The organism is Enterococcus sp. AZ050 (genome assembly GCF_051715085.1).
In the GTDB taxonomy this organism is placed as follows: domain Bacteria; phylum Bacillota; class Bacilli; order Lactobacillales; family Enterococcaceae; genus Enterococcus; species Enterococcus faecalis.
Genome location: NZ_JBIOTC010000001.1, coordinates 1455797 through 1478765 on the forward strand (window position 1 = coordinate 1455797; position 22969 = coordinate 1478765).

23 protein-coding genes and 1 pseudogene are annotated in these 22969 nt (G+C 37.8%); 3 read left to right on the forward strand and 21 right to left on the reverse strand.

All coding sequences use genetic code 11. The annotated features are described in order from the left end of the window. Positions 1 to 362: 362 nt before the first annotated feature. The 6 genes from IGJ04_RS07120 to IGJ04_RS07145 form a co-directional block, all read right to left on the reverse strand. A complete protein-coding gene (locus IGJ04_RS07120) occupies positions 363 to 1571 on the reverse strand; it encodes an ABC transporter permease (protein ID WP_010820273.1) in 1209 nt (402 codons plus the stop codon). Beyond that, positions 1568 to 2242 carry an ABC transporter ATP-binding protein gene (locus IGJ04_RS07125; protein WP_438840080.1) on the reverse strand — a complete coding sequence of 225 codons (675 nt, stop codon included), beginning with the start codon at positions 2240 to 2242 and terminating at the stop codon, positions 1568 to 1570. Before IGJ04_RS07125 ends, IGJ04_RS07120 begins: the two co-directional genes overlap by 4 nt. Beyond that, the gene (locus IGJ04_RS07130; RefSeq protein ID WP_002361088.1) at positions 2235 to 3401 is read right to left on the reverse strand and encodes an efflux RND transporter periplasmic adaptor subunit; all 1167 of its coding nucleotides are present in this window, start codon (positions 3399 to 3401) and stop codon (positions 2235 to 2237) included. Before IGJ04_RS07130 ends, IGJ04_RS07125 begins: the two co-directional genes overlap by 8 nt. Positions 3402 to 3572: 171 nt before the next feature. Next, positions 3573 to 3872, reverse strand: a complete 300-nt coding sequence (locus IGJ04_RS07135; RefSeq protein WP_002355066.1) for a rhodanese-like domain-containing protein — start codon at positions 3870 to 3872, stop codon at positions 3573 to 3575. Further along, complete coding sequence (locus IGJ04_RS07140; RefSeq protein WP_016616573.1) at positions 3865 to 5514, reverse strand: FAD-dependent oxidoreductase; 1650 nt, start codon at positions 5512 to 5514, stop codon at positions 3865 to 3867. The genes IGJ04_RS07135 and IGJ04_RS07140 overlap by 8 nt, the downstream gene beginning before the upstream one ends. After that, positions 5515 to 5829 (reverse strand): rhodanese-like domain-containing protein, encoded by a 315-nt coding sequence (locus tag IGJ04_RS07145; protein WP_010776140.1) that lies wholly within the window; start codon positions 5827 to 5829, stop codon positions 5515 to 5517. A 168-nt stretch (positions 5830 to 5997) separates the two neighbouring features. Here IGJ04_RS07145 and IGJ04_RS07150 point away from each other — a divergent pair, with 168 nt between their 5' ends. After that, entirely contained in the window at positions 5998 to 6258 is a 261-nt protein-coding gene (locus IGJ04_RS07150) for a metal-sensitive transcriptional regulator (RefSeq protein WP_002355063.1), read from the forward strand. A 48-nt stretch (positions 6259 to 6306) separates the two neighbouring features. On the opposite strand, the gene IGJ04_RS07155 is transcribed toward IGJ04_RS07150, so the two are convergent. Together IGJ04_RS07155 and IGJ04_RS07160 are read right to left on the reverse strand one after the other, a co-directional pair. Next, positions 6307 to 7566, reverse strand: coding sequence for an MFS transporter (locus IGJ04_RS07155; RefSeq protein WP_002368361.1), 1260 nt, complete (start codon positions 7564 to 7566; stop codon positions 6307 to 6309). 97 nt (positions 7567 to 7663) lie between these two features. Further along, a pseudogene (locus tag IGJ04_RS07160) lies at positions 7664 to 8872 on the reverse strand (pyridoxal-phosphate-dependent aminotransferase family protein). 171 nt (positions 8873 to 9043) lie between these two features. Between IGJ04_RS07160 and IGJ04_RS07165 the strand changes: the two are divergent. Then, complete coding sequence (locus IGJ04_RS07165; protein ID WP_071646811.1) at positions 9044 to 10669, forward strand: PucR family transcriptional regulator; 1626 nt, start codon at positions 9044 to 9046, stop codon at positions 10667 to 10669. 117 nt (positions 10670 to 10786) lie between these two features. On the opposite strand, the gene allE is transcribed toward IGJ04_RS07165, so the two are convergent. The 13 genes from allE to sylA all read right to left on the reverse strand — a co-directional run bounded on the left by allE (position 10787) and on the right by sylA (position 22081). Continuing rightward, positions 10787 to 11572 carry a (S)-ureidoglycine aminohydrolase gene (gene allE / locus IGJ04_RS07170; RefSeq protein ID WP_438840081.1) on the reverse strand — a complete coding sequence of 262 codons (786 nt, stop codon included), beginning with the start codon at positions 11570 to 11572 and terminating at the stop codon, positions 10787 to 10789. Between the two features lie 21 nt (positions 11573 to 11593). Continuing rightward, on the reverse strand, positions 11594 to 12817 hold the full coding sequence (allC, locus tag IGJ04_RS07175) for an allantoate deiminase (protein ID WP_438840082.1): 1224 nt from the start codon (positions 12815 to 12817) through the stop codon (positions 11594 to 11596). Positions 12818 to 12998: 181 nt separating this feature from the next. Beyond that, positions 12999 to 14363 carry an allantoinase AllB gene (gene allB / locus IGJ04_RS07180; protein ID WP_010776143.1) on the reverse strand — a complete coding sequence of 455 codons (1365 nt, stop codon included), beginning with the start codon at positions 14361 to 14363 and terminating at the stop codon, positions 12999 to 13001. Further along, a complete protein-coding gene (gene allW / locus IGJ04_RS07185; RefSeq protein WP_049095617.1) occupies positions 14364 to 15860 on the reverse strand; it encodes an allantoin permease in 1497 nt (498 codons plus the stop codon). Positions 15861 to 16440: 580 nt separating this feature from the next. Next, positions 16441 to 16734 carry a hypothetical protein gene (locus IGJ04_RS07190; RefSeq protein ID WP_224785157.1) on the reverse strand — a complete coding sequence of 98 codons (294 nt, stop codon included), beginning with the start codon at positions 16732 to 16734 and terminating at the stop codon, positions 16441 to 16443. A 94-nt stretch (positions 16735 to 16828) separates the two neighbouring features. Beyond that, positions 16829 to 17428: a hypothetical protein gene (locus IGJ04_RS07195; RefSeq protein ID WP_010829090.1), complete on the reverse strand. Its 600-nt coding sequence runs from the start codon at positions 17426 to 17428 to the stop codon at positions 16829 to 16831. Position 17429: 1 nt separating this feature from the next. Next, positions 17430 to 18206 (reverse strand): hypothetical protein, encoded by a 777-nt coding sequence (locus tag IGJ04_RS07200; RefSeq protein ID WP_010829091.1) that lies wholly within the window; start codon positions 18204 to 18206, stop codon positions 17430 to 17432. Between the two features lie 254 nt (positions 18207 to 18460). Then, positions 18461 to 18823 (reverse strand): hypothetical protein, encoded by a 363-nt coding sequence (locus IGJ04_RS07205; protein WP_010707062.1) that lies wholly within the window; start codon positions 18821 to 18823, stop codon positions 18461 to 18463. Positions 18824 to 18836: 13 nt separating this feature from the next. After that, positions 18837 to 20192 (reverse strand): T7SS effector LXG polymorphic toxin, encoded by a 1356-nt coding sequence (locus IGJ04_RS07210; protein WP_240214240.1) that lies wholly within the window; start codon positions 20190 to 20192, stop codon positions 18837 to 18839. Further along, positions 20183 to 20545 carry a hypothetical protein gene (locus tag IGJ04_RS07215; RefSeq protein ID WP_010707060.1) on the reverse strand — a complete coding sequence of 121 codons (363 nt, stop codon included), beginning with the start codon at positions 20543 to 20545 and terminating at the stop codon, positions 20183 to 20185. The genes IGJ04_RS07210 and IGJ04_RS07215 overlap by 10 nt, the downstream gene beginning before the upstream one ends. 9 nt (positions 20546 to 20554) lie before the next feature. Beyond that, positions 20555 to 20809 carry a hypothetical protein gene (locus tag IGJ04_RS07220; protein WP_071646812.1) on the reverse strand — a complete coding sequence of 85 codons (255 nt, stop codon included), beginning with the start codon at positions 20807 to 20809 and terminating at the stop codon, positions 20555 to 20557. A gap of 288 nt (positions 20810 to 21097) precedes the next feature. Next, entirely contained in the window at positions 21098 to 21610 is a 513-nt protein-coding gene (locus IGJ04_RS07225; protein WP_071646813.1) for a GNAT family N-acetyltransferase, read from the reverse strand. A gap of 18 nt (positions 21611 to 21628) precedes the next feature. Further along, positions 21629 to 22081 (reverse strand): transcriptional regulator SylA, encoded by a 453-nt coding sequence (gene sylA / locus IGJ04_RS07230; protein ID WP_002383314.1) that lies wholly within the window; start codon positions 22079 to 22081, stop codon positions 21629 to 21631. Between the two features lie 192 nt (positions 22082 to 22273). Here sylA and IGJ04_RS07235 point away from each other — a divergent pair, with 192 nt between their 5' ends. After that, the gene (locus IGJ04_RS07235; protein WP_438840083.1) at positions 22274 to 22966 is read left to right on the forward strand and encodes a hypothetical protein; all 693 of its coding nucleotides are present in this window, start codon (positions 22274 to 22276) and stop codon (positions 22964 to 22966) included. The last annotated feature ends 3 nt before the right edge of the window (positions 22967 to 22969 follow it).

Here is a 22969-nt window from a genome sequence, read left to right on the forward strand (position 1 = left end):
TCTTTTTTAGTTCAAAATTTTCTCAATTTTCGTGTTTTGTTTTGATATATTTAGTATACTGGAAATTTTTCGAATTAAAATTTAGAAATTTACAAGCAAATCAGTCATTAACAGTCATTCCTATAATCCCTGATTTATAAAGGCTTTCTAATAGTCTTATTTAAAAAATATTTGTTATTTAATCCTCAACGTGCTATTTTTTCAATTTTTTTCTTTTTTATTTAGCTGACAAACGTCAAAAGGTTGGTAGCTAATATCAACCTTTTGACGTTTGTCAGCTATTTTCTCTTGAAATCTTTGGATTTTTTTCTACTTTCACTAAAAAAAACAGCCAAAAGTGGCTGTTTTTTTGCTGTTTGTATTTATTTCATAATATCGATCAAGTCTTTTTTCGAAGCTGCCGAGGCAGGGAAATAGCTAAATACAACCCCGATAAAGACAGAAATCCCAATGGCTAATGAAACGGTCATTAAATCTGGACGAACAGAAAACGGTAGTGCCATTGATGCTAAGTAGGCAATAATCATTCCTAAAAGATAACCAGTAATTCCGCCGATTAAGGTCAAGGCAATTCCTTCTGTTAAGAATTGCTTTTTAATATCACTGGCTGTCCCGCCCAATGCACGTCGGATACCAATTTCCTTAATCCGTTCTGAAACCGAAATGTACATCATATTCATAACGCCGACCCCAGCAATTACCAGTGAAATGGCCGCAATTGCGGAAATAAACAAGGTTAAATTATTTAATAAAGAGCCCATTTCTTTGATGGTATCTTTAACATTATATTCTTGATACGTCCCGCTGTTTTTCATGGTTCCTTGTTGAGAGAGAGTTTTTATTGTTTCTTTCAATACTTGATCTGGTTGATAGCCAGGTGCTACTGTTAGCTTCAACGTAGATGTATCTTTTAGCTTGCCGAAATAATGTTCATAGGTCTTTTTGGGAAAATAAAGCAATGAGTCATCATTACCTGGACCAATGGCACCGCTGGTATTGGTTGTCACGCCAACAATGGTAAAAAGTTGATCTTTATACGGAAAAGTTCGATTAACTGCTGCAGTTGGGTCTTGGTAGAGTTCTTTGGCAACCAGTTCATCCACCACCACTGTTTTATCCAGTTTTGCATTGTCTCCATCATTCAGTTGGCGTCCCGCCAACAATTCTTTGGTGGTTTTGTCGGCAAGTTCATAGGTTACAGAAAGATTTTTCGGTCCTGCTTGAAAATTCAGTGTACCTTTTTGGGCGCCATCAACTTCTCTTTGATCAAAATCAATTTTTTCTACGCCAGGAACCATGCGCACGACCCCTAAATCATTGTCGGTAAACATCGCTTGGTCACTAAACATATCCGAAGTGTTGTAGGCCGAAAAAGAAATCTTTTTCACATTTTCTTTTTGTTTTTCAGCAGATAATTTATCGACCATGTCTTCTTTAAAGCCGTTACCGATAGCCACGATGGTAATCACCGAAGCGATCCCGATGACAATCCCTAGCATCGTTAACAAGCTGCGTCGCTTATTTTTCAAAATGGAACGGAAGGCGGTTTTCCAAATAATTGAACGTTTCATGTCAGCACCTCCTCTAAAATCTTTCCATCACGAACTTTAATCAAACGATTGCAGTATTCAATTGTTTCTTCATCATGTGTCACTAAAATAATGGTGACACCTTCATTGTTTAATTGCTGAAAGAGCGTTAAAATTTCTTCCGATGTTTTACTATCTAAAGCCCCAGTTGGTTCATCTGCAATAATAAAACTTGGCCGATTGACAATCGCACGCGCAATAGCCACACGTTGTTGTTGTCCGCCCGAAAGCTGTTTTGGATGCTTCTTGCCTTTATCTGGCAAGCCGACTTTTGTCAGAACTTCGTGGACACGATCTTTGGCTTCTTTTGGGGTTAACCCACTATATAAAAGAGGTAATTCAATGTTTTCTTCAACTGTTAGTGTTTCAATTAAACTAAAATTCTGAAAGACAAAGCCGACTGCTTCATTTCTAATTCGGGATAGTTCCTTATCAGAAAAGTCGCCAATTTCACGGTTTTCAAATAAATACGTTCCTTCAAACTTTTTATCAATAAAGCCTAGCAAATTAATCAAAGTCGATTTCCCAGAACCAGAAGGACCCATAATCGCTAAAAATTCTCCAGCGTCTACTTGGAGGTTAATATCATCTAACACATGCAGTGTTTCTTCTTCGGAATAATAATATTTATGAATATGGGCTAGCTTAATCATTGGCAGCTACCTGAACATCTTGATTATCTTTTAATTCTTTATTGGGATTGGCAATCACTTGGTCTTTCCAATTCAAGCCACTTTTGACAACTTTACGACCTAAATTTGTTTCTGTTTCAATCGGTGTTTTTTTCGCTTTGCCCGCTTTGTAAACATAGACAAATTCTTTTTCGCCTTCTTTTTGGATTGCTGCTGTCGGTATAATCATTTGCTTTTGTGGCACAGCGATACTAGTAGACAAGCCTTCTGCCCAAGGAAAATCACCTTCTACTGTAAATTGATAACTCACTACTGGATTACCTTCATTTTTAGCTATTGGGGTTTGCGCAATGGAAACAATTTTGCCTGGCGCTGATTTGCCTGAACCAACGGTCGTCACTGTTACTTCTTCCCCTGTCTGTAATTTATCGTAATCATATTCGGTTACTTTTCCTTGAATATTTTTCTTTTGTGTTGCAATTTTAATGACTGGTTTGTCGGTACTACTCATGGCACTAGCATCGACAGTGACTTGGCCATCAATTGGTGCTGTAACAACTGTGTTGACTTTGCCACGTGTTTGTTCAAGCGTGTTTGCTGCTCCGACGGCATCACTGTTGGCTAATTGAAGGGCTTGGTTAGCTTGGGCGACTTCACTATTCGCAGCACTAACAGCTTCATTCAATTGCTGAATTTCCGCATTTAGTGTTTCTTTCTCTTCAGCCTCTTTTGCGGTGTTTAATTTTTGCTTGGCTGCAGCAACTTTGTTTAAGGCTTCATTGTATTTTTGAGTTGCTAAGTTAACGTTCTCTTGTGCTTGTTGGACTTGAAGATTGTTTCGATTAACAGCATTCGCTTGTTCTGTTTCTGTGGCTTGGATGTCTGAGTTATTGTACGTTAACAATGGGCTATCTTTCTTGACTTCTTTACCATTTTCAACATTTATTTCGGCAATTTTTCCTAAAGAAGGATCAAAGAAAATATCCCGAGTATCTAGAAAACTCACTTGACCATCTAATTTTAATGAGGCCATTTCTGTAATGGTATACGTTGTGTATTCAGGTTCAACTTCTTTTGAAGAAAAAACTGTTTTTGCTCCGATAAATCCGACGACGACCACTGCGGCACCAATACCGAACCACACTTTTTTATTTCGCTTCTTCTGGCCTGACTTTTTCATTTATTTGTTCCTCCTTGATTTCTGTTGACGAGTTTGTCATTTTATTTAGTATATAATGAATAAAAAAACTGGTCCCTTCATCTTCCTATCATTCCTCTTACAGTTTTGACACATCTTTATCTAACAAAAAAACGTTTATCCTGTGTAAAAGGATAAACGTTTTTTGTTATTTTATTGTTCTAATTGACCCAACCAGCCAGATGTACCACCTAGAACATTGGTTACTTGATACCCTTGTTGACTGAGAAACGCACACGCTTGTGCGGAGCGCGATCCCATTTGACAAATCAGATAATAGGGTTGGTTTTTATCTAATTGCTGATAATTTTCGGTTAAAGTACTTAAAGGTAAGTTGATGGCCTGGGGGACATGCCCCAGTTGGTATTCCATTTCTTCTCGTACATCAATAATCGGTAATTTTTTTCGTTTTGCTTCCTGATAAAATTCAGGCATGCCAATCGTGTTATACATTTTCTAGTTCCTCCGGTTTTACCATTCGATATAGCGCAAAAGCACCATCTAAATTTTTGGCTGAGATGCCTGCTTGTTTTAGCATCCGTTCTGCAATATAACTACGCAAACCGCTGTGACAACTAACAATGTACTCCGTTGACTTGTCTAATTCCTCCAAACGTTCTCTTAACTCATTTAAAGGAATAGAGACAGCATTTTTAAATTGACCATTGGCTCGTTCGGCGGGATTACGGACATCTAATAAAACAGCCCCCTTAGCTAATTCATTGGATAACTCATGCCATTGAACGTTTTCACTCAATCCTTCTACAAGGTTCATCGCTGCATAACCTAACATGTTCACGGGATCTTTCGCTGAACCAAACGGCGGCGCATAGGTAAACTCTAATTCAGGCAAATCAAAAATAGTTAACTGTCCTTTAATAGCGGTCGCAAGAATATCAATCCGCTTATCTACGCCCTTTGCCCCAATTCCTTGTGCGCCATAAATTTCCCCTGTCGTAGGATGGAAAACTAATTTTAACTGAAGATCTGTTGCACCAGGATAATACCCCGCATGGTCTTTTCCACTGATATGCACAACAGCTGTTGTTAGTCCAGCAGCTTTAGCAGCTCGTTCGCTTAAACCAGTTGAAGCGGCGGTTAAATCAAAGACTCGCACAATGGCAGTCCCAATGCTCCCTTGATTTTTTCTCTCTAACCCAGCAATCACATCCGCTACTTGACGTCCTTGGCGATTGGCAGGAGAAGCTAAAGAAATCAGCGCATCTTCTTGAGTGATTTGTTGTTTCACTACAATAGCATCCCCAACCGCATAAATATCGGGTTGATTCGTTTGATAGTGTTCATCAACAACAATACCGCCACGTAAACCAGTTGCTACACCTGCTTCAACTGCTAAGGTATTTTCTGGTTGGACACCCACCGACAAAATGGTTAAATCAGAAGCTAATGTTTGACCGTCTTCTAAGCGAATCACTTGCCCTTCTTCTTCAAAAGCAACCGCAGATTGTCCCGTAATTACTTGAACATTGTTTTTGCTTAATTCAGTTTTGACAAAAGCGGCCATTTCTTCGTCTAATGGCGGTAAAACATGGGGTGCCTTTTCCACGAGAGTGACTTCTAATCCGCGTTTTTGCAAGTTTTCTGCCATTTCCAAGCCAATGAAGCCTGCGCCAATCACGACGGCTCGTTTTGTTTCTGGTGTCAAGGCTGTCATAATTTGATCTAAATCAGGAACATTTCTTAATGAAAAAACATTTTTGGCTTCTGCCAATCCTGTAATTGGTGGCACAAAAGGTTTCGCCCCTGGTGATAAAATTAATTTGTCATAGTGTTCTGTTAAAATTTCTGTTTCATGTTTCACTGTGATCACTTTTTCTATTGGATCAATCGCCACCACTTCATGGTGAGGACGAACATCTAAATTAAACCGTGCCTTTAACGCTTCGGGTGTTTGAACAAGCAGTTGCTCTCTTTCTGCGATTTCGCCAGAAACGTAGTAAGGCAAACCACAGTTTGCAAATGAAACAAAAGGGCCTTTTTCCATGACAACAATTTCAGCATCTTCCATTAAGCGACGTAAACGTGTCGCTGCTGACATACCACCAGCCACGCCTCCGATAATTACAATTTTCATTTATTTTCCTCCTTTAATTTGACCAGACCATTGGGACATCCCGCCACGAACGTTAATCACGTGATAGTTTTTTCTCGCTAAAATTTTGGCCGCATTTTTACTGCGCATGCCGGACTGGCAAATCACATAGACCTCGTTAGCGGGTTTGTTGTAGGCGGGAATTTTGTTAAGTGGGACATTAATCGCTTGTGGAATATGCCCTGCTCGGTATTCGCTAGGTGTTCGGACATCTAATAACGTTATCTCTTTAGATAAACGTGACTGCAATTCCTTTGTTGAAATACTTGGCGTTTTTTTAAACAATTGAAATAACATCTTTTTCTCCTTCTCTTATATACCTTATGGGGTATATTTAACATGAAAAAGTTAGACTTGTCAACTGAAGAGATTTCTGCCATTTTTAGATTCAAAGAAAAGATAGTTGACAAAAATACCTCGTGTAGGTATATTTTAAACCAATCACTACTCTTAAGGAGGGGCAAAATGACTGAAGAAAAAAAGAAAGTGCTGAATCGTTTACGCCGCACAGAAGGTCAAATTCGCGGGATTCAAAAAATGATTGATGAAGAAAAAGAATGTATCGATGTTATCACTCAGTTGAGTGCGGTCCGTTCTAGTATTGATCGCGTGATGGGGATGATTGTTGCGGAGAATTTAAAGCATTGCTTTGAAAATCCTGAAAAAGACCCTAAAGAACAAGAAGAGCGATTAGCACAAGCAATCAATATGATTGTCAAAAAGTAAAACAACGCAAACTTATTCAGCGAAAGATAAGTTTGCGTTGTTTTATTTTTATTTATTAGACGAATCTGCCCCGCGTTTTTTTAAATTGACAAGCATAAAAAGAATCGTGCCAATTAGTAAAATCACGACGGCGATATAAAAGCCCATGACTTTCGAACCAGTTGTGTCAGAAATTTTCCCAGTCAAAGCTGGGGCGATCACAGATGACATCATGCCGAAAAAGTTAAACACGCCCAAAGTAGTGCCAATTCCAATTTTTGGTGCATTTTCACCTAGCCAAGAAATAATAATCGGTTCTACAGCTAATTTTCCTAAGAACCCATACATAATTAAAGCAATTAATAACAACGTCGCATTACTTACTTGTACAGTTAACAAAAGCATGGCTGTTGCTAAAAATTCTAAAACAACGATGAATTGAACTTTTTTATGCATGTACTTATCCGCCAACCGACTAAAAAATAACGCTCCTGGAATAGAGGCAAATGCGACCAGCGAAGAGGACAATCCAATTGCCGCTCCTTGGAAACCACGTTCGGTACTTAAAAAATTAGGTAACCAAGTCACAATCATATAATATGCATAACAAGTGCCAAAATATAAAATATACGCAAATAGCATATGTGGCGCAAACAGTTTTTTAAAGGGCACTTTTTCTTTTACCGCTCCGTTATCTTTTTCATCAACAACGGTTGGCTGAATCAAGGCCATGTCTTCTTTATGATTGCGAATAATCACTTGAAAAGCCACTAACATACAAATAATCATAAAGGCGGAAATGTACATCATCACTTGCCAAGGCAATCCTTTTTGGGCAACTAAATAACTAGATAAAATCATCCCTAAACCTGAACCAACGGCTGAACCACTGTTGACAATAGCTGTTGCAAAACTTTTTTTTGCTTGAGGAATGTTTTGCGACGTCAACGAGTAAGCCGAGCCATAGAAAGAACCACATCCTAAGCCTGCCAATAAGCTACCTAAGTAAATTGTTCCAATCGTTTGGGCTTGGGCAATCAGTAATGCTGCCAGCGCAAACAAGATAAAGCCTGGAATTAATACACGTTTTTTCCCAATCTTGTCTACCAAGAAGCCTGCAGGAATCTGCATGACTACGTAACCGAGAAAATAAAAGCTAGAAATGGACCCTAGGGCCGTATCGGAAGCGTTACCATTTAGAGACGCACGAATTTGTGGATAAACGGGAGAAAGCGCGGAACGATAAATCCAGATTGTTACCCAGCCCATACATAGTAAAATAACGATTTTTTTCCAATAAGCCAACGAACTTTTTGTCTTGTCTGTCATTTTCTTTTCCTCCACCAATCATTTTTTTGGTTAACGTTTCACAAGGAACAAAAGCACTACGCTTTTTTACGTAGTGACCTTTGTCCTACCTTCTTTTTTAGTTTAAATACTCAGCCAATGCATGAGTACTACCGCTACCGCCTTCAAATTGATAGCCTTGGTGTTTCAATACAGTCTCAAAGGCACTTAAAAAATGCAACACATTGTCTTCGCGACTGCTGTAACCCATATTACCGACCCGCCAAATTTTTCCTTTTAAATCACCGAAGGAAGATGCAATTTCAACTTTAAAATGATCCAGTAATAAGCTCCGCACTTTTTCACCATCAATTCCTTCTGGAATGACCACAGGAATGACTGTTGGTGTTTTTGTGTCTAACTTCCCGAAAATTTCTAAGCCCATTTTTTGCAGACTTTCAACTAAAATACGATCGTTTTTCCGATGACGTGCGTAGACATTTTCCATGCCTTCTTGAAGTAACAAGCGCAACCCTTCATGTAGACCATAAATCATTGTAGTCGCTTCTGTATGGTGATTTAAGCGCTCTGGCCCCCAATATTTTTCTAATTGCGATAAATCCAAGTAGTTACTTTGAATGAACCGTTCATTCCGCGCATCCGCGCCAAGCCCTAACTCTTTTTGGTAACGGCCCGCCAGATAGTCGGCCACACGTTGGTTGTAAGTAATCAAAGAAAGACCTGAAGGTACGCTGACACATTTTTGAGTGCCTGCTACCGCAATATCAATCTTCCAATCATCGACCTTTGTTTCGACACCGCCGTAAGTCGCCACCATATCTACTACGAAGAAAATTTAATTTTCCCGACAAAAGGCGCCAATTTGATCCAGCGGTTGCATTTGTGCATTCGCCGTTTCGCCGTGGACCATCGCAACAATTTTTGGTTGATGTTCTTTAATCGCTTCAATCACCATTGTTTGTTCAAACGGTGCGAGCCAGTCCTTTTCTAAATAAATGACTTCGGCCCGGGCGCGTTCGCAAATTTCACCTAATAAATAAGCAAACCGGCCATACGCAGGCACAAGCACTTTGTCACCTGGCTCAATCAATGCAAATAACCCCGCTTCCAAGCCTGAACGTGACGTGCCATCAATGGCAAAGGCTTGTTGATTCTTTGTGGCAAAAGGTACTTTAATCATTTCCCGAACTTCATCCATAATTTGTAGAAATTCTGGATCGAATTGCCCTAAAATTGGTTGACCCATTTGACGAAGTACCGATGGATGGGCTTCGACTGGTCCCGGCGTCATGATTGTTCGCCGTACAAAATTTGGTTGTTGATACATAGTAATCCCTCACTTCATTTTTAATTCTTCTCTTTTATTATCTTTGGAAAAACCCAGAAATTCATTGTTCAATTTGCACTATTTTGACTTTGTTTTTTAGACATATTCAATAACTATCTTTTGTACTCCTTTTTATTCTTCGCTATACTATAAAAAAAGGAGGTTGTTGTGATGAAAATATTAGCTGAGGTCTTGGCTTTACCAAGATTTTCTGACTTACAATTATTATCGTCTCACTCAAACTTAACACAGCCCTTGGAAAGTGTAGAAATCACGGAAACACCTGATGTGGCTGATTTTATCCCTAAAAATGTCATGATTTTAACAACGGCAATGATTTATAAAGATGATCAAGAAAAATTGAAACCTTTTATTGACTCGTTAAAACAAGCAGAATGTACGGCTTTAGGAATCAAAGTTGGGCGGTTCCTTGACGAAATTTCACCCGAAATTGTTGCCTATGCCAGTGCCGTTGATTTGCCCCTGATTAAAATTCCTAGCACACAGCCACTAGGCGGGTTGTTGCATGAAATTGTAGGCTATCTTCGTGATAGCAAAACCGAACAGATGTCTGTAGCATTTGACATACAAAAGCGTTTTTCAACATTATTAATGCAAGATGTTGATGCTACGCGCTTCATCGCTGAATTTGCGAAAATTTTAAATGCGCCAATTATTTTATTAAGTCCTTGGCAACAGGTGATTGCCCACTCAAATTATTTTTATGGCAATCAAAAATCGGCGGAGTTTTTCATCGAACAATTATCAAAAGACCACTTTCAACAATTGGCACAAGAAAAGAAAATCTTTCGTTTACAGGATGAGCGACAAGAAAACATTCAAGTAGCTGGCTTTCCAATTCGTGTGAACGATTATTTTCCCTATTATTTATTGGTCTTATCTCCTGAACAGATTCCTTATCCTATTTCTGAATTTGCCATTGATCAGGCCATTTTAGTTTTGACTTTTATGTTATTTAAAAACCAGAAAATTGCTGAATCTTTTGAACATCTCAAAACAGACTTTTTGGACCGCTTGCTTGATACACATCAAAAAGCGCTGAGTAAACATCAAAATTGGTTGGAACTTTGGAAAAATTATCGTTTAATCAACAGTGATTATTATCAATTAGCGATTGTCTACGGCGTGACTAAACCAGAAAATGAAACCCATATTCGTTATCAGCAAGCGGAAGGGCAACTAATTTTCCAATGGCTCAAAGAACAATTGCCGGAAATCCTGCCAGATGTCGCCTTGTTTAAATTAAAAAATCAAAATAAAAGTATCTTGATTTTTCAATCTAAGAAAAATGACCATTTGATGATTTTGCAAAACCTCGCTGAACGTTTGCAACAGGCTTTGCCTATTACCATTCGCTTTGCTTTAGGCAATGCTTATGAAAACCTAGAAGATTTGCCTAATTCTTATATTGAAGCTTCCTCGACATTAGAGGCTTCTTTACACGCTCAAAAACCAGCGACTGTGCAATTGTTCCATCCCAAAGGCCTAGCTGGACTTTTTGAAAAGATTGGCACTGAAGATGTTGAATACTTTTGCCAGCAACAATTGAAAGAGTTGGCCTATCCGACGGAACCGACGTTACAAGAATTACGAAAAACCTTGAAAGTTTTTTTAGATTTCAATTGCGAAATTACTAAAACGGCCAACGCTCTTTACCTTCACAGAAACACCATTAAATATCGCATGAATCAATGTGAAAAATTATTAGACACCTCTATTCAAGAGCCTGAGACGAGTTTACTCTTACGGGTAGCGCTAGAGCTTTCAGAAAAATAATTAACAGGAAAATAGCCGAATAAAAGTAACGTCTACCAAGAAAAAGGACTCTACCGTTCACCACTGCGTGTTCAAATCCTATTGTTCCGAGGTCATTACTTTACATTCGGCTTTTCGTTATAATTCTGGTTCACGATTGGCATCTTTGGAATAAACGTACATTAGCGGTTCTTTACGGCCAACCGCATAGACTGCTTGTGGCACATAGGCACTCATGAAAATATAGTCCCCTTTTTCCACTGGATACCATTCATTGTCCAAATTGTACATCCCTTGGCCACTAATTAAATACGCACCATGCTCTTGGACATGCGTTTCAATATAGGCATGACTAGCGCCTGGTTCAAAAGATAAGATATGCATATTCATATCAAAGTCAAACTCTTTCGGCAATAAACTCCAAAGTAAAACGTCTGTCATTCCTTCATATTCTTCGGGGTGTTGGTCATGAATTGACCCAACCACTTTATAAGGTTGATGGCCCGCCAACGGCTGATAGCGTTTTTTATATAAGAAAACTTCTGTGTCCGCTTCCTGTGCGTTCGCTAAATACATTTTCATTTCAGGCGTAAAGTAGGCGTAGCCCCCGGCTTCAAGCTCATGGGTTTCTTGACCATCTGAAACGCGCAAACGACCGTCAATGACATAAACCAACGTTTGAATCCCGTCGCCACCAAAACCAGTTGTTTGTTGACCATTTTTATGAAACGTAGCAATGTAATCCACAAATGTCGCACCTAATTTAGGTGATCCCAAAATGGAAATATCGACATTTTCAAAACCAGGTACTGCATTTTGCACCAAACCATCATGGGGAATAATGGCGTAATTGTCTTTTTTTATCACAGCTCTTGATGTTAACAATTCTTTTTGGTAACCAACTCGATTATTTTTATAACCCATCACAATTCTTCCTTTTCTATCTTATTTATACACTAATTCATATAAGGTATCTGCTAAAAGCTTGACGCCTTCAACCAAATCTGGAAATGCCGTTGCTTCTGCTGGATTATGACTAATCCCACCAATACTTGGCACAAATATCATCGCTGTCGGGTAATGGGGCGCAATAATTTGCGAATCATGCCCAGCACCACTATGCATCATACGATACTGATACTTGCCTTCTTTGGCTTTTTGTTCAATAACTTCTACAATTGCTTGATTCATCGGTACAGGGGCTTCATCCATCCAGCGGTCAATTGCAATCGTCAAGCCTAATTCTTGAGCAATTGTCTTCATCCGTTCTTCTAATTCACCTGTAAAATGTCGTAAAAAAGCAGCGTCGGTATGACGGCAGTCAATTGTAAATTCCACTTCTCCAGGCACCACGTTGACTGTATTGGGTTTCGGAATGACTTTGCCGAATGTTAAAACTAACGGATCCCCAATTTCGTTTGCATGATCAATGGCTTCTGCACAAATTTTAGCAAAGCCATATACCGCATCATGACGGTAACTCATTGGCGTAGTGCCTGCATGATTGGCTTGCCCTTTTAAGGTAACCGTGTAGCGACGTTGCCCTACAATACTATGAACAACACCGACTTGGAGCTTTTCGTTCTCTAAAATATTGCCTTGTTCAATATGAATTTCGACAAATGCTTCAATGTCCTCACGTCTTGTTTGCTCCTGCCGAAAATCAAAGCCTTGGCGATGCATCTCATCAACAAACTTTTTGCCTTCGTTGTCAGAGATGTCGACTACTTCTTCACGTTTGGCTTCACCAACGACATTTTTGCTTCCCCAGAAAACCGTTGGAAAACGACTCCCTTCTTCTTCAGCCATGGAAAGCACTTCTAGAGAACGCCGTGGTTTCCCATATTTGTCTAATAAATATTGAACAGCCGTCATGAAAGCAATAACACCATATTGACCATCTAAGGTCCCACCATTAACTACTGTGTCGATATGTGACCCAGTTAAAATCGTTTCCTGAGGAAATTCCGTTCCTGCCACTCGACAAAACAGATTCCCGACTTCGTCAAATTGCGTTTCCAGTCCAAACGCCTCAGTTTGGCTTTGCACATACTTTTGTGCTGCCAACCACGAATCTGTATAAAGTAAGCGTGTCATCCCTCCTGCAGGATCACTCCCAATTGCTGACAACTCTTCGATTCTTTGTTTTAAAACTTTTTCCAAGTCCATCACAAAACCTCCTGACTGATTACACTCTGATTGTAAACGTTTCCCTAGCTATCTTCATTGTACTTATCAAACAAAATTAAGCCTTTTTTTGTGCAAAACAGCCAACGAACATCCTCTAACTCGTGGACAGAGGCGCTAATTCAATCACGCTTCTGTCCCTTTCCATTTCTAAAATAGGTGTTTAATTTTTGATAAATACGCCGTTAAATGCCTCAGTTACTCCAGTTTCTTGTGCGTAAATTGTTTCGCCTCTTAAAATTGTTTGAATCACTTGGGCCCCAATTTCACGACCAATGTAAGGACTAATTTTATTTCGGTATTCTAAATCTTCTGCTTTTAAGATATACGGCGCATTAGGTTTAATTAGTACAAAATCGGCATCCTTACCAATGCTGATGCGGCCTTTTTGCGCTAAGTGATAACGGTCAGCTGGGTTTGCTGCAATCATATCCGCGAATTGTTTCAAGGATAAACCACGTTTTTGGACGGCTTCATCGAATAACACATCGACGTTATTTTGAACACCAGAAATGCCGCCCCAAGCTTCAAAAGCATTGGTTGTATCTTTTAAGTCTGGCGTACAAGGAGAATGGTCAGAGGTTACAAACGCGATGCCGCCTGTTTGCACGTGGTTCCATAAGGCGGCTTGTTGGTCCGCGTCACGAATCGGCGGCGAACATTTGACAACTGGACCAATGGCATCAAGTTCATCCGTGGTAAAATATAAATAATGCGTACATGTTTCACAAGTCACATCTACCCCTTCTGCTTGGGCTTTCAAAACTTCTTCCACGCCTTCTTGACAAGCCACATGGCAAATATGAATCCGACAACCTGTTTCTTTGGCAAATAAAATGGCTTTTTGAATCGCTTCAACTTCGGTAAACACAGGACGTGTAGCTACATATGCCGCTAAAGTCGTTTCGCCATTTTGATAAGCTAACGCGCCTAATTTATCCGTAATTGGCGCATTTTCTGCATGGATTGCTAGCACTTTGCCAGTCTTAGCAACTTGTTTCATTCCTTCATATAGTGAATAATCGTCGACATTTTGAAAATCTCCTTCAATTGAACGATCGCCGCACGTTCCTAAAAAGCATTTATAGCCGGAAACGCCTCCTTCATCAAGTTCCTGAATCCCACCAGCCAAATTGGTCGGGACCACGCCGCCAAATGACCCTACATCTACTTTTAGTTTATTTTCTCCTGCCTTGTATTTGATCTCAAGAGAGGTCTTATCCACAGTTGCTGGAATCTGATTTAAAGGCATTTCCATAAAAGTCGTCACGCCCCCTTTGGCACAAGCGGCCGTTCCTGTGACATACCCTTCCCATTCATCGCGGTAACCACCACCAGGATCGGTAATATGAACATGAGCATCCACCATCCCAGGACTAACGACTAAACCCGTCGCATCAATCACACGTTCTCCTGACAAGTCTTGCCCAATCGCTACGATTTTTCCTTCTTGAACGGCGACATCCGTAATGACTTCTCCAGTTTCTAAAATAACTAACCCGTTTTTAATCACTAACTCTGCTTGCATTTATTTTCCCTCCTGATAAGCTGTTTCTTTCACTTTTTTTGAATCCCAAGTCCATTTTTTTAACACTAAGTACAGCACAAAACCTGTGGCAAAGCCCACAAACCACGAAATATCAGCAATGATTTTAACCTGTGGAATAAATTGACCACTTAAGGAAAGAACCAACGCCAGAATAGTAGCGACATACGCTGGCTTGTTTAATCCGTAAAAGGGATTGGCTTCCTCTTTTTTGTGTTTATCTACGTATAAAGCATTTAAATCAATTTGTTGCTTTTGAACAAAATAATAATTCGCAATCATCACACCAGCGACTGGTCCTAAAACAGCCCCAATTGCGTTCAGAAAAATAAAAATACTATCGGCGTTTTCCATCAGTTTCCAAGGCATAATAAGAAAGCTAATAACACTGGCAATCATGACGCCTTTTTTATACGTCATTTTTTTAGGAAACAGCGCCGCCAATTGATAACCTGCCGGAATGATGTTCCCTGTTGCATTCGTTGAAATAGTCGTTAATAAGAAAACCGACATGGCTAAGACCACCACTGCCACATTATCTAAACGATCAATAATGTTTAAAATATTCCATTCTTGAATCCCAAAATACAGCGAACCACCTAACAGAATAACCACACTGGAAAAAGCGAAAATCCCATAACCAACAACTAAACCTGCTGTTTGCCCCACAACCTGAGCACGTGTCGAGCGCGCATTCTTAGTAAAATCCGCTACACTCGCACCAGGCGCTGACCAAACGGCCACAACCGAGTTAAAAATAATCAGATACGCCACCAGTGGATTGACTGAACGAATCGCACCAGAAACTTGATAGGACAAAATCGGTGTTAAACCGCCCCCAGCTCGAATGGCCCAAATCGTTAATCCAATAATAACGACATAAATCAACGGACTTAAAATGGCGGTAAACCGGTTCAAAATTTTGCTACCACCGAAACCTATTGCCACATTTAAGAGCCAGAAAAGAGTAAACGCCATTAATTCAGGTAGCCTGAGACCAAAAAACTGGAATGACCCACCAATTTCTAAAAAGTTCGGCCAAAATTTCCCGAGAATAATTAATAAAGCGAGTGATCCTGTAAATGTTTGCAGACCAAACCAAGCAATTGCGGCCACACAACCTCTTAAGAACCCTGGCAGTTTTGCCCCGAGACTGCCGTAAGTAGACTGTAAGTGCATCGCAAAAGGAATGCCATATTTAGAGCCAGCCACGCCATTCAAATTCATGAAGGCTGCTACAATGAATGAGCTTAGCACAACTGCCAGCATAACTTGCAGCGGCGATAAACCTAAGAAAATAAAGCCGCCCACTGCTGCATAATTCGGGATATTATGAATCGAACCCATCCATAATGTAAAAAAATTGCGCGCGCCCATTGTCCGTTGTTTCGGGCTACTTGGCAACAAATCCTCATTGTAGCCACGTGCTTTCAGCGCTGTTTCTTCTTGAGCTGTTACTTGAGACACATTTTTCTCCACGACAAACTCTCCTTTTTATTAAAATTTTTTTCTATTAAAACACCCTGCCTTCTCTTTTTTGTCACTTTTGCACAAACATGCGTACTACTCTCATCACACGAATTGTAAGCGCTTTTTATAACAACAATCATTAGTTACCCCAACTAAATAACAAATGATTCTTTGTTCACTTTGAACGAAAAAATAGCAACCTTTTTTATATCGTCTTCTCACTCTAGAAAGTAAGAAACAAATCTTTTTATTCACATATTATGTACAACTTCTCTTTTCAAATGCTAAAATACGCTTATTATTAAAAATGACATAAATAAATTATACAGTTAAATGAAATCCAACACAACGTTTTTTAATCAAAAACACACAAAACAGATAAACTGAAGTGGATTTTCAGGAAGAGACCCATCCTGAAAAAAGACACTGACAAAAGAGTTTTCTCACAAGATCGACAACTTTTCACAGATTCAAAATCTTCTTTTTCAATTTTCACGTTTTAAAAAATAACATTTTGAAAATAAAAAATCGCTTAATTTTAATCAAAAAAATAAACAAAGATTTCTGATTTTATCAGAAATCTTTGTTTCTAATGCATTTCCTCTAAGCTAGTGGCGAACAGGTTTTTGGTTTGTCGGTCAAACTCATTGAGCTTTTGTATTTGCTTGTGGAGCTTGTCAATGTCTTTTTGCATACTATCAGCCATCTTAATAAAGGTCCGTTGGGCATTTTGTAAGAGTTCATAAATTCCTGGAATTGGCTGACTATGGGCTAATGTGGCGACTGCCCTAGCAGAATCGTGCAATAATTGTTGGTTGGCTTTCATGATTTTAGATTTTATATTTACTTTAAATAGAGTGATTACAGTTAATTCAAACCACAACCACTCTAGTTATTTTTAATGAATATACAGTTAGCTTTTGGTAGTTATTTGAAACTTGATTAGTGAGTTATTGCTTAATAGTAAAGCGCCTTTTTTAATTATAATTGTTGAAATACTCAATAATTATATTTTGCATAGAATCATTATTAATTGTATCATCGCTAATAAAATTTAAAAATAAATCATAAACTTCTTGGTTCTGATACTTATATAAAAGTTTACAAATAGGCAACAACATTTCTGGTTCTATATTGTGATTATTTTGAAAATATTTAGCTAATACTTTGGCTGATGTATCATTTATTTTATTTTCCATCGCTTCAATAAATATAATTTTTTCATCACTTGAATAAGCTTCTGATGTAATTAGTTCAACAAGCTCATCTTCATTTAAATCCTCTTCAAAGATGTTTAATCGACTCTTATTTACATTATCTCTAGCTTTTTTGTCATCATTATAATAATTTTCTAAAAAAGTGGGATAATCGACTAGCTCATAAACTAATAAATTCATATCTTTAATATACGAACCAACATTTTCTTTGTAAACTTGAAAGTCTGTAAGTCCATATATTGATAACCCTCCAAAATCATCCACTATTCTAATTTCATTTTCTTTTTTTATAAGAACTGGATAGAGTTTATTAAGAGTAATATCCCTATTTTCTTTGTTAGAAATTACTTTTACAATCATATTATCTAACCCCCTTCGGTATAAAATTATTATCCAAGTCTATGATCCAAAAATCATCAATAAGTCCATTCCTAATTTTAAGGTCTTTAGGAATTGGTACTTTCATTTTCACATCATAAAAACTAGTTTCACTAGTTTTTAAATTCTGATAATAGTGAACCTTTCCTTTCCCCATTGACGTTTCATAACTATATGTTGATTCCATTTTTGCCCAGTCTGACATGGAACTCCCGTTCTTAGTAAGTTCAGAAATTACCTTAGTGTCTTTTAAATCAGAACTAGATATAATAGGTTTTGAGTTTTCGATTATATCACCTTTCATTAATTCATTTTTATATTGTTGATATTGGGTACTATTTCTTGAGTTCTTTGGAACACTAGCCACACTGACTTTCTTAGAAAAAGTCTGCGCATTTCTTGCCGAAGCAACGCCCATTCCTAACATCCACAAGGAATCCCACACACCTGATTCTTGGATTTCATCCATAACTCCTTGGCCTTTTGACAGGAGACCTAATCCAAAAACTCTGTCATCTTTTTCAAAGTAATTATAGCCTTTTTTCTGCTGATTATTGACTCGGGTAGTCAGTTCCTTTGACGTCAGTTCTACTACATCTAAGTCATATTTTTTTACTAGAGAAGCTAAGTTTCCTGATAGTTTTTTCTCGTCTATTCGGTAGGAATAGCCGTCTTTTTCTAACATGCAATACTCAAAGTCGCGTGATTTATCATGGACACGAATAATCGTACAGCCTTCTAATAATTGTTTGTCAGTCACTTCATTTTTAGTATCTTTTTTAATTTCCGTAGAGTAAGTTTTATCAATTTCTTATGATAAATACATGTATTTTTAAGACATTGTGGTTCTAACTGTTTATTGATAAAGTCAGAACCACTTTTAGAATCCCTTTTTATAAATTTTATATTTTCTAACTAAAGTGCTTATGCTGAAATTACAACTAACTTGTCTACGCTAGGTTATGTTTTTCTATTAATCCCCAATCTTACGATAAAGTACCAATTTATTATCATTCAATAGATATCTATTCTTGAAATATTAGCTTCTACATAGTCACTTTGTTTAATGTCTTTAGGGATATTACCATCAGATAAATCTATTAAGAACTCCCCAATTTGTAAAATCTCACTTTTCCTATCTACAACCTTACCTTGAATATAGTAGTTATCTTTTTTTTCATCTATTGCATATCCTTCGTTGAAACTTTTCACAATATTTTTAACATCAAATCCATAAAGAATACCTGAAAATGTATCACCTTCTGAAAAATTACAGTCACTACAAAAACAATTTACAGAATAAGTACCATCTGAAAGTAAAATGTCTGCTTCTCCATAATTTTCATCTATCCAATTCACTTTTTTTACAATAATCATCTTATATACTCTCCTATGGTTTTACGCCTAAACTAGGCGCCTTTTTAGCAAGTTCTTTTACAGACTTCAAATGTAAAGTTGTTATATTACCTGTTGCTCTATCTATCCCTACAAATGCATACTTAGCGCTACCTTCACCACCAACAAGTTTTATATATCCATTCATTTCTGGAACAAATTGACCTTTTTTAATAACGTGATTTGCATCTCTTAGATAATCAGCTACTGAATAGTCTTTTTTGTTTAAAGCTTGCCTCATTTCTGAACCATGTTTTGAAAAATGAATTTCTAATTTTTTTACGTTACCAAATTCAAAACCACTGGCTTTCTTATACGTCACATTCCCAACATTTTTATTTTTATCTAACGTATAATTCTTTCCAACTTTGTTTCCTTTTAAGATATTCTTAGTATAACTGCTTCCTTTCTTTATACTACCAACATCATCCAGTCCATCCAATCTTGAAGCAGCTTTTTTCCCAGCACGTGCACCTAGCACCACATTACCAACTTCTGTTAGTGTGCCTGCCCACGCCGCATACTTGAATTTATTTGCTTCTTTTTGACTAATTTTCTTTCCTGTATAAGGATTAATGCCTATATTTGCACAAGCAATGGTTTTTCTGCTGATTTCTTCTAGACTGTCGGTTTTCTTGATTAGCTCTATTTTTGGTTTGGCTGTTTCAAGAACCGTAGAAGCTTCTTTTTTAATTTCCGTAAAGTAACTTTTATCCACACCACTTGGCAAGGTGTAGAGACCGTTGCTTTTGACAGCTGTTTCATTCAGGACTAAGATGCCTTGCATCGCCAACTGCATTTCCTCTAAGCTAGTGGCGAACAGGTTTTTAGTTTGTCGATCAAACTCATTGAGCTTTTGTATTTGCTTGTGGAGCTTATCAATGTCTTGTTGCATACTATCAGCCATCTTAATAAAGGTCCGTTGGGCATTTTGTAAGAGTTCATAAATTCCTGGAATCGGCTGACTATGGGCTAGCGTGGCGACTGCCCTAGCAGAATCGTGCAATAATTGTTGGTTGGCTTTCATGATTTTTATTTTCAATTTGAGTTTGTCTTCATCTAAAAAACCTTCACTGGCAATAAACGCATCCGCAGCGCTGTATTTGGCCAAATCACTTTGGACATTATCAACGACGGCAGTCATTCGATGAATCGTCGGAATCACTAATTCTGAAAATAGCCCTTTTCCCGCATTATAGGCAGCGCCAGACAATGTATGACCGTCGATAGCTGCGATTAGTTGCTGACAACCAGCTGTTAGCTCACTGGTGGTTGTTCGGGCAACTGCTAGGTTGCTGGACAGCGCACGCATCATTGCTGAAGAATCGCTACTGGAGTAGATTAATCCCATGACAACCGACTCCTTTCTCTTTGGAGCTGTAGTCGTTCTTCATTCGATTGTGCGGTTGCTTTTGTGTATCTTTGACTTAATTCATGTGTCTGTTGTTGTAAAAAGCCCCTTAAATAGCGTTGTTTTCCAGAGAGCTCCTCTTGCTCCCAACGCGTCGACTTACCGCCTTTATGAATCACTTCTGCATTGAGTTGCTCAAGTTCGCGGAAATTTCTGGTTAGTTCATACTCTAGTGTACCAAAAATGGTTTGGATTTGCTTCTTTTCCTTCGACAATTGATCCATCGCTCGTTCTTTTTCGACAATCTGTTCCGCATAGTTCCTTCTTAATTTTTCATTCGTATCCTTTTCCATCGTTTCTCCTTATTTAAACGTTGTTTGGCTATCTCTAGCCGCCATCGTTGCCGCTAATTTGGGGAATTTATTGGCTTGTGCGTTGACACCATTGACTACTTTTGCTAATTGATTGAGCAGTTGATTACTGACTTTAACCCCTTTTTTCATGCTTGAAATATTGCTTTCTCCTAAATGACATGTTTGATTTTTATTCACAGATACACTCTTGATCCCGGCAATTGCCTTTTGGGCAGTGCCTTGATTGGATGCGATTTTTACCATATTTCCTCATCACTCCTTTTCATTTTTTTACCCACATCAAACTAAATCAATTATAAATAAAATGATAACTAAAATCAAAATGTTTTTCACTAACAATGAATTTAATAAGTTTTAAAATTATGTTTTAAAAAACAAATAAATGTTATATAAACAAAAAACTTAACTAAAGAGCCTTTTAAAGATAAACGAAACCTAAAAAACAAAAAAATAATATAATTTTTTATATAAAAATAAAAAAAGTGAAAATAATCACCTTTTGATTATTTTCACTTTTTTAACTTTTCTCTACTACAATTCCTTTAACAAAATAAAATCCGTCTGTTCATCGTCTCCCATAAAAAACGAATGTTGACTGTAATAGCGGTAGCCAATCGTTTTATAAAATGCCCGCGCCGCATCATTGTGTTCCCAGACACCTAACCACAGTGCGTTTTTACCAAATTCATGAGCTTTCTCTTCCGCCAGTTCTAACAATTGTGTTCCCAGCTTCTTTCCTTTAAACGCAGGTAAAATATACAATCGCTCAACCTCGAGCTTTTCTGGCCCCATCGGTTCCGTTTGTGCCGTCTCACGATTTAATTTCATGTAGCCAGCTAATTGATTATCGACAAAGATAAAATAAAAGTCAGAGTGGGGATTAGCCAATTCCTTTTGTAATTTTTCTAAATTGTAGGCTTCTACTAAATAGGCTTGCATATTTTCTGGGGTATTATATGGTCCGAAAGTATCTGTATAAGTTTCAATGCTGATTTCTTGTAACGCTGGTGCATCTTCTATTGTTAATTGTTTTATTTCTCCCATCAATCAGTCGTCCTTTCCTTAATAATTTCGAGTGTTCCCTTTTTTGACAAATTCCCAATCTTCGCTGACATTTTTACGCATCCGGACTAAGTACTCTGCCAATTGTGAAATTTCCACTTCTGACAAGCCTTGCAAAGCAACTTGATTCGAGTGTTGATTTTCGCGCACAATGATTGGATAAACGTTTTTCCCTTTTTCTGTGGCATAAATCCGCTTAATTTTTTTGTTGCTTGCATCTTCTTGACGATAAATAAAGCCTTGTTCTTCCAAACGCTTAATCGCCCGCGCCGCTGTGGTTCGATCAACTTTAATCAGTTCGGCGATCTTTTCTTGGATAATTCCAGGATTTTCACAGACCCTGACCAAATAAAGATATTGTCCTCGTGTTAAAGATAATTCCTTAAATTCAATATTACTGATTGAATCTAAGGCCCGCGCAATCATGCCAATTTCTCTTAAAATATCTGTCACTAGGACACTTCCTTTCGCTAATATTTTATGATTGTCATTACTTTAACTTATTTTTGTTGCAAATGCAACAAAAATAAGTATAAAAACTATAGATTTAAACAAATTGAGCATTCGTGAAAATAAAATAATTATTTCTTTTGTTATATTAACAAGTAAGATAAAATTAGTTATAGCGTCTATAGGAGGAATAGTATGAAAAAATTATTTTGTGTTATTTTAGTTATTTTTTTAACAGGTTGTAGTTCTCAAAAAGCGAATGAACCTAAAAAACAAGAAAATTCTACCAATCATACAACATCAATAAAAAGCAGTACTAATCATTACAGTTCTAGCACAGAAACAAGCTCTAGTAATAAACTAAAAGAAGCTTCAGAAAGTGCCAGTACCACTCAGGCTTCGTCAAAGTCTAAAAATAAAGTATCCACAAATGTCGAAGAAACAAATTCTTTAGAAGCAACACCTTATGCTGTCGATCTTAGTAGTTTAAACAATCCACTCGTATTTAATTTTAAAGGAATGAATGTGCCAACTTCAATTACGTTAGAGAACTTAAATTCAACACCAACTGCTACCTTCCGAACTAAATTGTTTGGGGCTGAAAATGGTCAAGTGAAAGAAGCCATTAATAAATATGAGCTATCTATAAATACAATTCCTACAAAAGAGATTAGAATATTTTCAGCGGCCGATAACAGTATTCGCACCGTTAAAGTAAATACAGAGTTAATTTTAGGAACTAATATTTCTCCAAACGATGAACAAAATAGATCGGGTACTTTATACTTATTCAACAATAAAAATGGTTCGATATCTTTAATCACTCCTAACTACGCTGGCAATGTTACGGATGATCAAAAAGACGTTATGCTAGAAGTAATTCAATAAATA

What these genes read in the sequence shown, in the direction of transcription:
- IGJ04_RS07120 (WP_010820273.1), bottom strand. Translation starts at nt 1,571, where the DNA reads ATGAAACGTTCAATTATTTGGAAAACCGCCTTCCGTTCCATTTTGAAA.
- IGJ04_RS07125 (WP_438840080.1), bottom strand. Translation starts at nt 2,242, where the DNA reads ATGATTAAGCTAGCCCATATTCATAAATATTATTATTCCGAAGAAGAA.
- IGJ04_RS07130 (WP_002361088.1), bottom strand. Translation starts at nt 3,401, where the DNA reads ATGAAAAAGTCAGGCCAGAAGAAGCGAAATAAAAAAGTGTGGTTCGGT.
- IGJ04_RS07135 (WP_002355066.1), bottom strand. Translation starts at nt 3,872, where the DNA reads ATGTATAACACGATTGGCATGCCTGAATTTTATCAGGAAGCAAAACGA.
- IGJ04_RS07140 (WP_016616573.1), bottom strand. Translation starts at nt 5,514, where the DNA reads ATGAAAATTGTAATTATCGGAGGCGTGGCTGGTGGTATGTCAGCAGCG.
- IGJ04_RS07145 (WP_010776140.1), bottom strand. Translation starts at nt 5,829, where the DNA reads ATGTTATTTCAATTGTTTAAAAAAACGCCAAGTATTTCAACAAAGGAA.
- IGJ04_RS07150 (WP_002355063.1), top strand. Translation starts at nt 5,998, where the DNA reads ATGACTGAAGAAAAAAAGAAAGTGCTGAATCGTTTACGCCGCACAGAA.
- IGJ04_RS07155 (WP_002368361.1), bottom strand. Translation starts at nt 7,566, where the DNA reads ATGACAGACAAGACAAAAAGTTCGTTGGCTTATTGGAAAAAAATCGTT.
- IGJ04_RS07165 (WP_071646811.1), top strand. Translation starts at nt 9,044, where the DNA reads ATGAAAATATTAGCTGAGGTCTTGGCTTTACCAAGATTTTCTGACTTA.
- allE (WP_438840081.1), bottom strand. Translation starts at nt 11,572, where the DNA reads ATGGGTTATAAAAATAATCGAGTTGGTTACCAAAAAGAATTGTTAACA.
- allC (WP_438840082.1), bottom strand. Translation starts at nt 12,817, where the DNA reads ATGGACTTGGAAAAAGTTTTAAAACAAAGAATCGAAGAGTTGTCAGCA.
- allB (WP_010776143.1), bottom strand. Translation starts at nt 14,363, where the DNA reads ATGCAAGCAGAGTTAGTGATTAAAAACGGGTTAGTTATTTTAGAAACT.
- IGJ04_RS07195 (WP_010829090.1), bottom strand. Translation starts at nt 17,428, where the DNA reads ATGATTGTAAAAGTAATTTCTAACAAAGAAAATAGGGATATTACTCTT.
- IGJ04_RS07205 (WP_010707062.1), bottom strand. Translation starts at nt 18,823, where the DNA reads ATGATTATTGTAAAAAAAGTGAATTGGATAGATGAAAATTATGGAGAA.
- IGJ04_RS07210 (WP_240214240.1), bottom strand. Translation starts at nt 20,192, where the DNA reads ATGGGATTAATCTACTCCAGTAGCGATTCTTCAGCAATGATGCGTGCG.
- IGJ04_RS07215 (WP_010707060.1), bottom strand. Translation starts at nt 20,545, where the DNA reads ATGGAAAAGGATACGAATGAAAAATTAAGAAGGAACTATGCGGAACAG.
- IGJ04_RS07220 (WP_071646812.1), bottom strand. Translation starts at nt 20,809, where the DNA reads ATGGTAAAAATCGCATCCAATCAAGGCACTGCCCAAAAGGCAATTGCC.
- IGJ04_RS07225 (WP_071646813.1), bottom strand. Translation starts at nt 21,610, where the DNA reads ATGGGAGAAATAAAACAATTAACAATAGAAGATGCACCAGCGTTACAA.
- IGJ04_RS07235 (WP_438840083.1), top strand. Translation starts at nt 22,274, where the DNA reads ATGAAAAAATTATTTTGTGTTATTTTAGTTATTTTTTTAACAGGTTGT.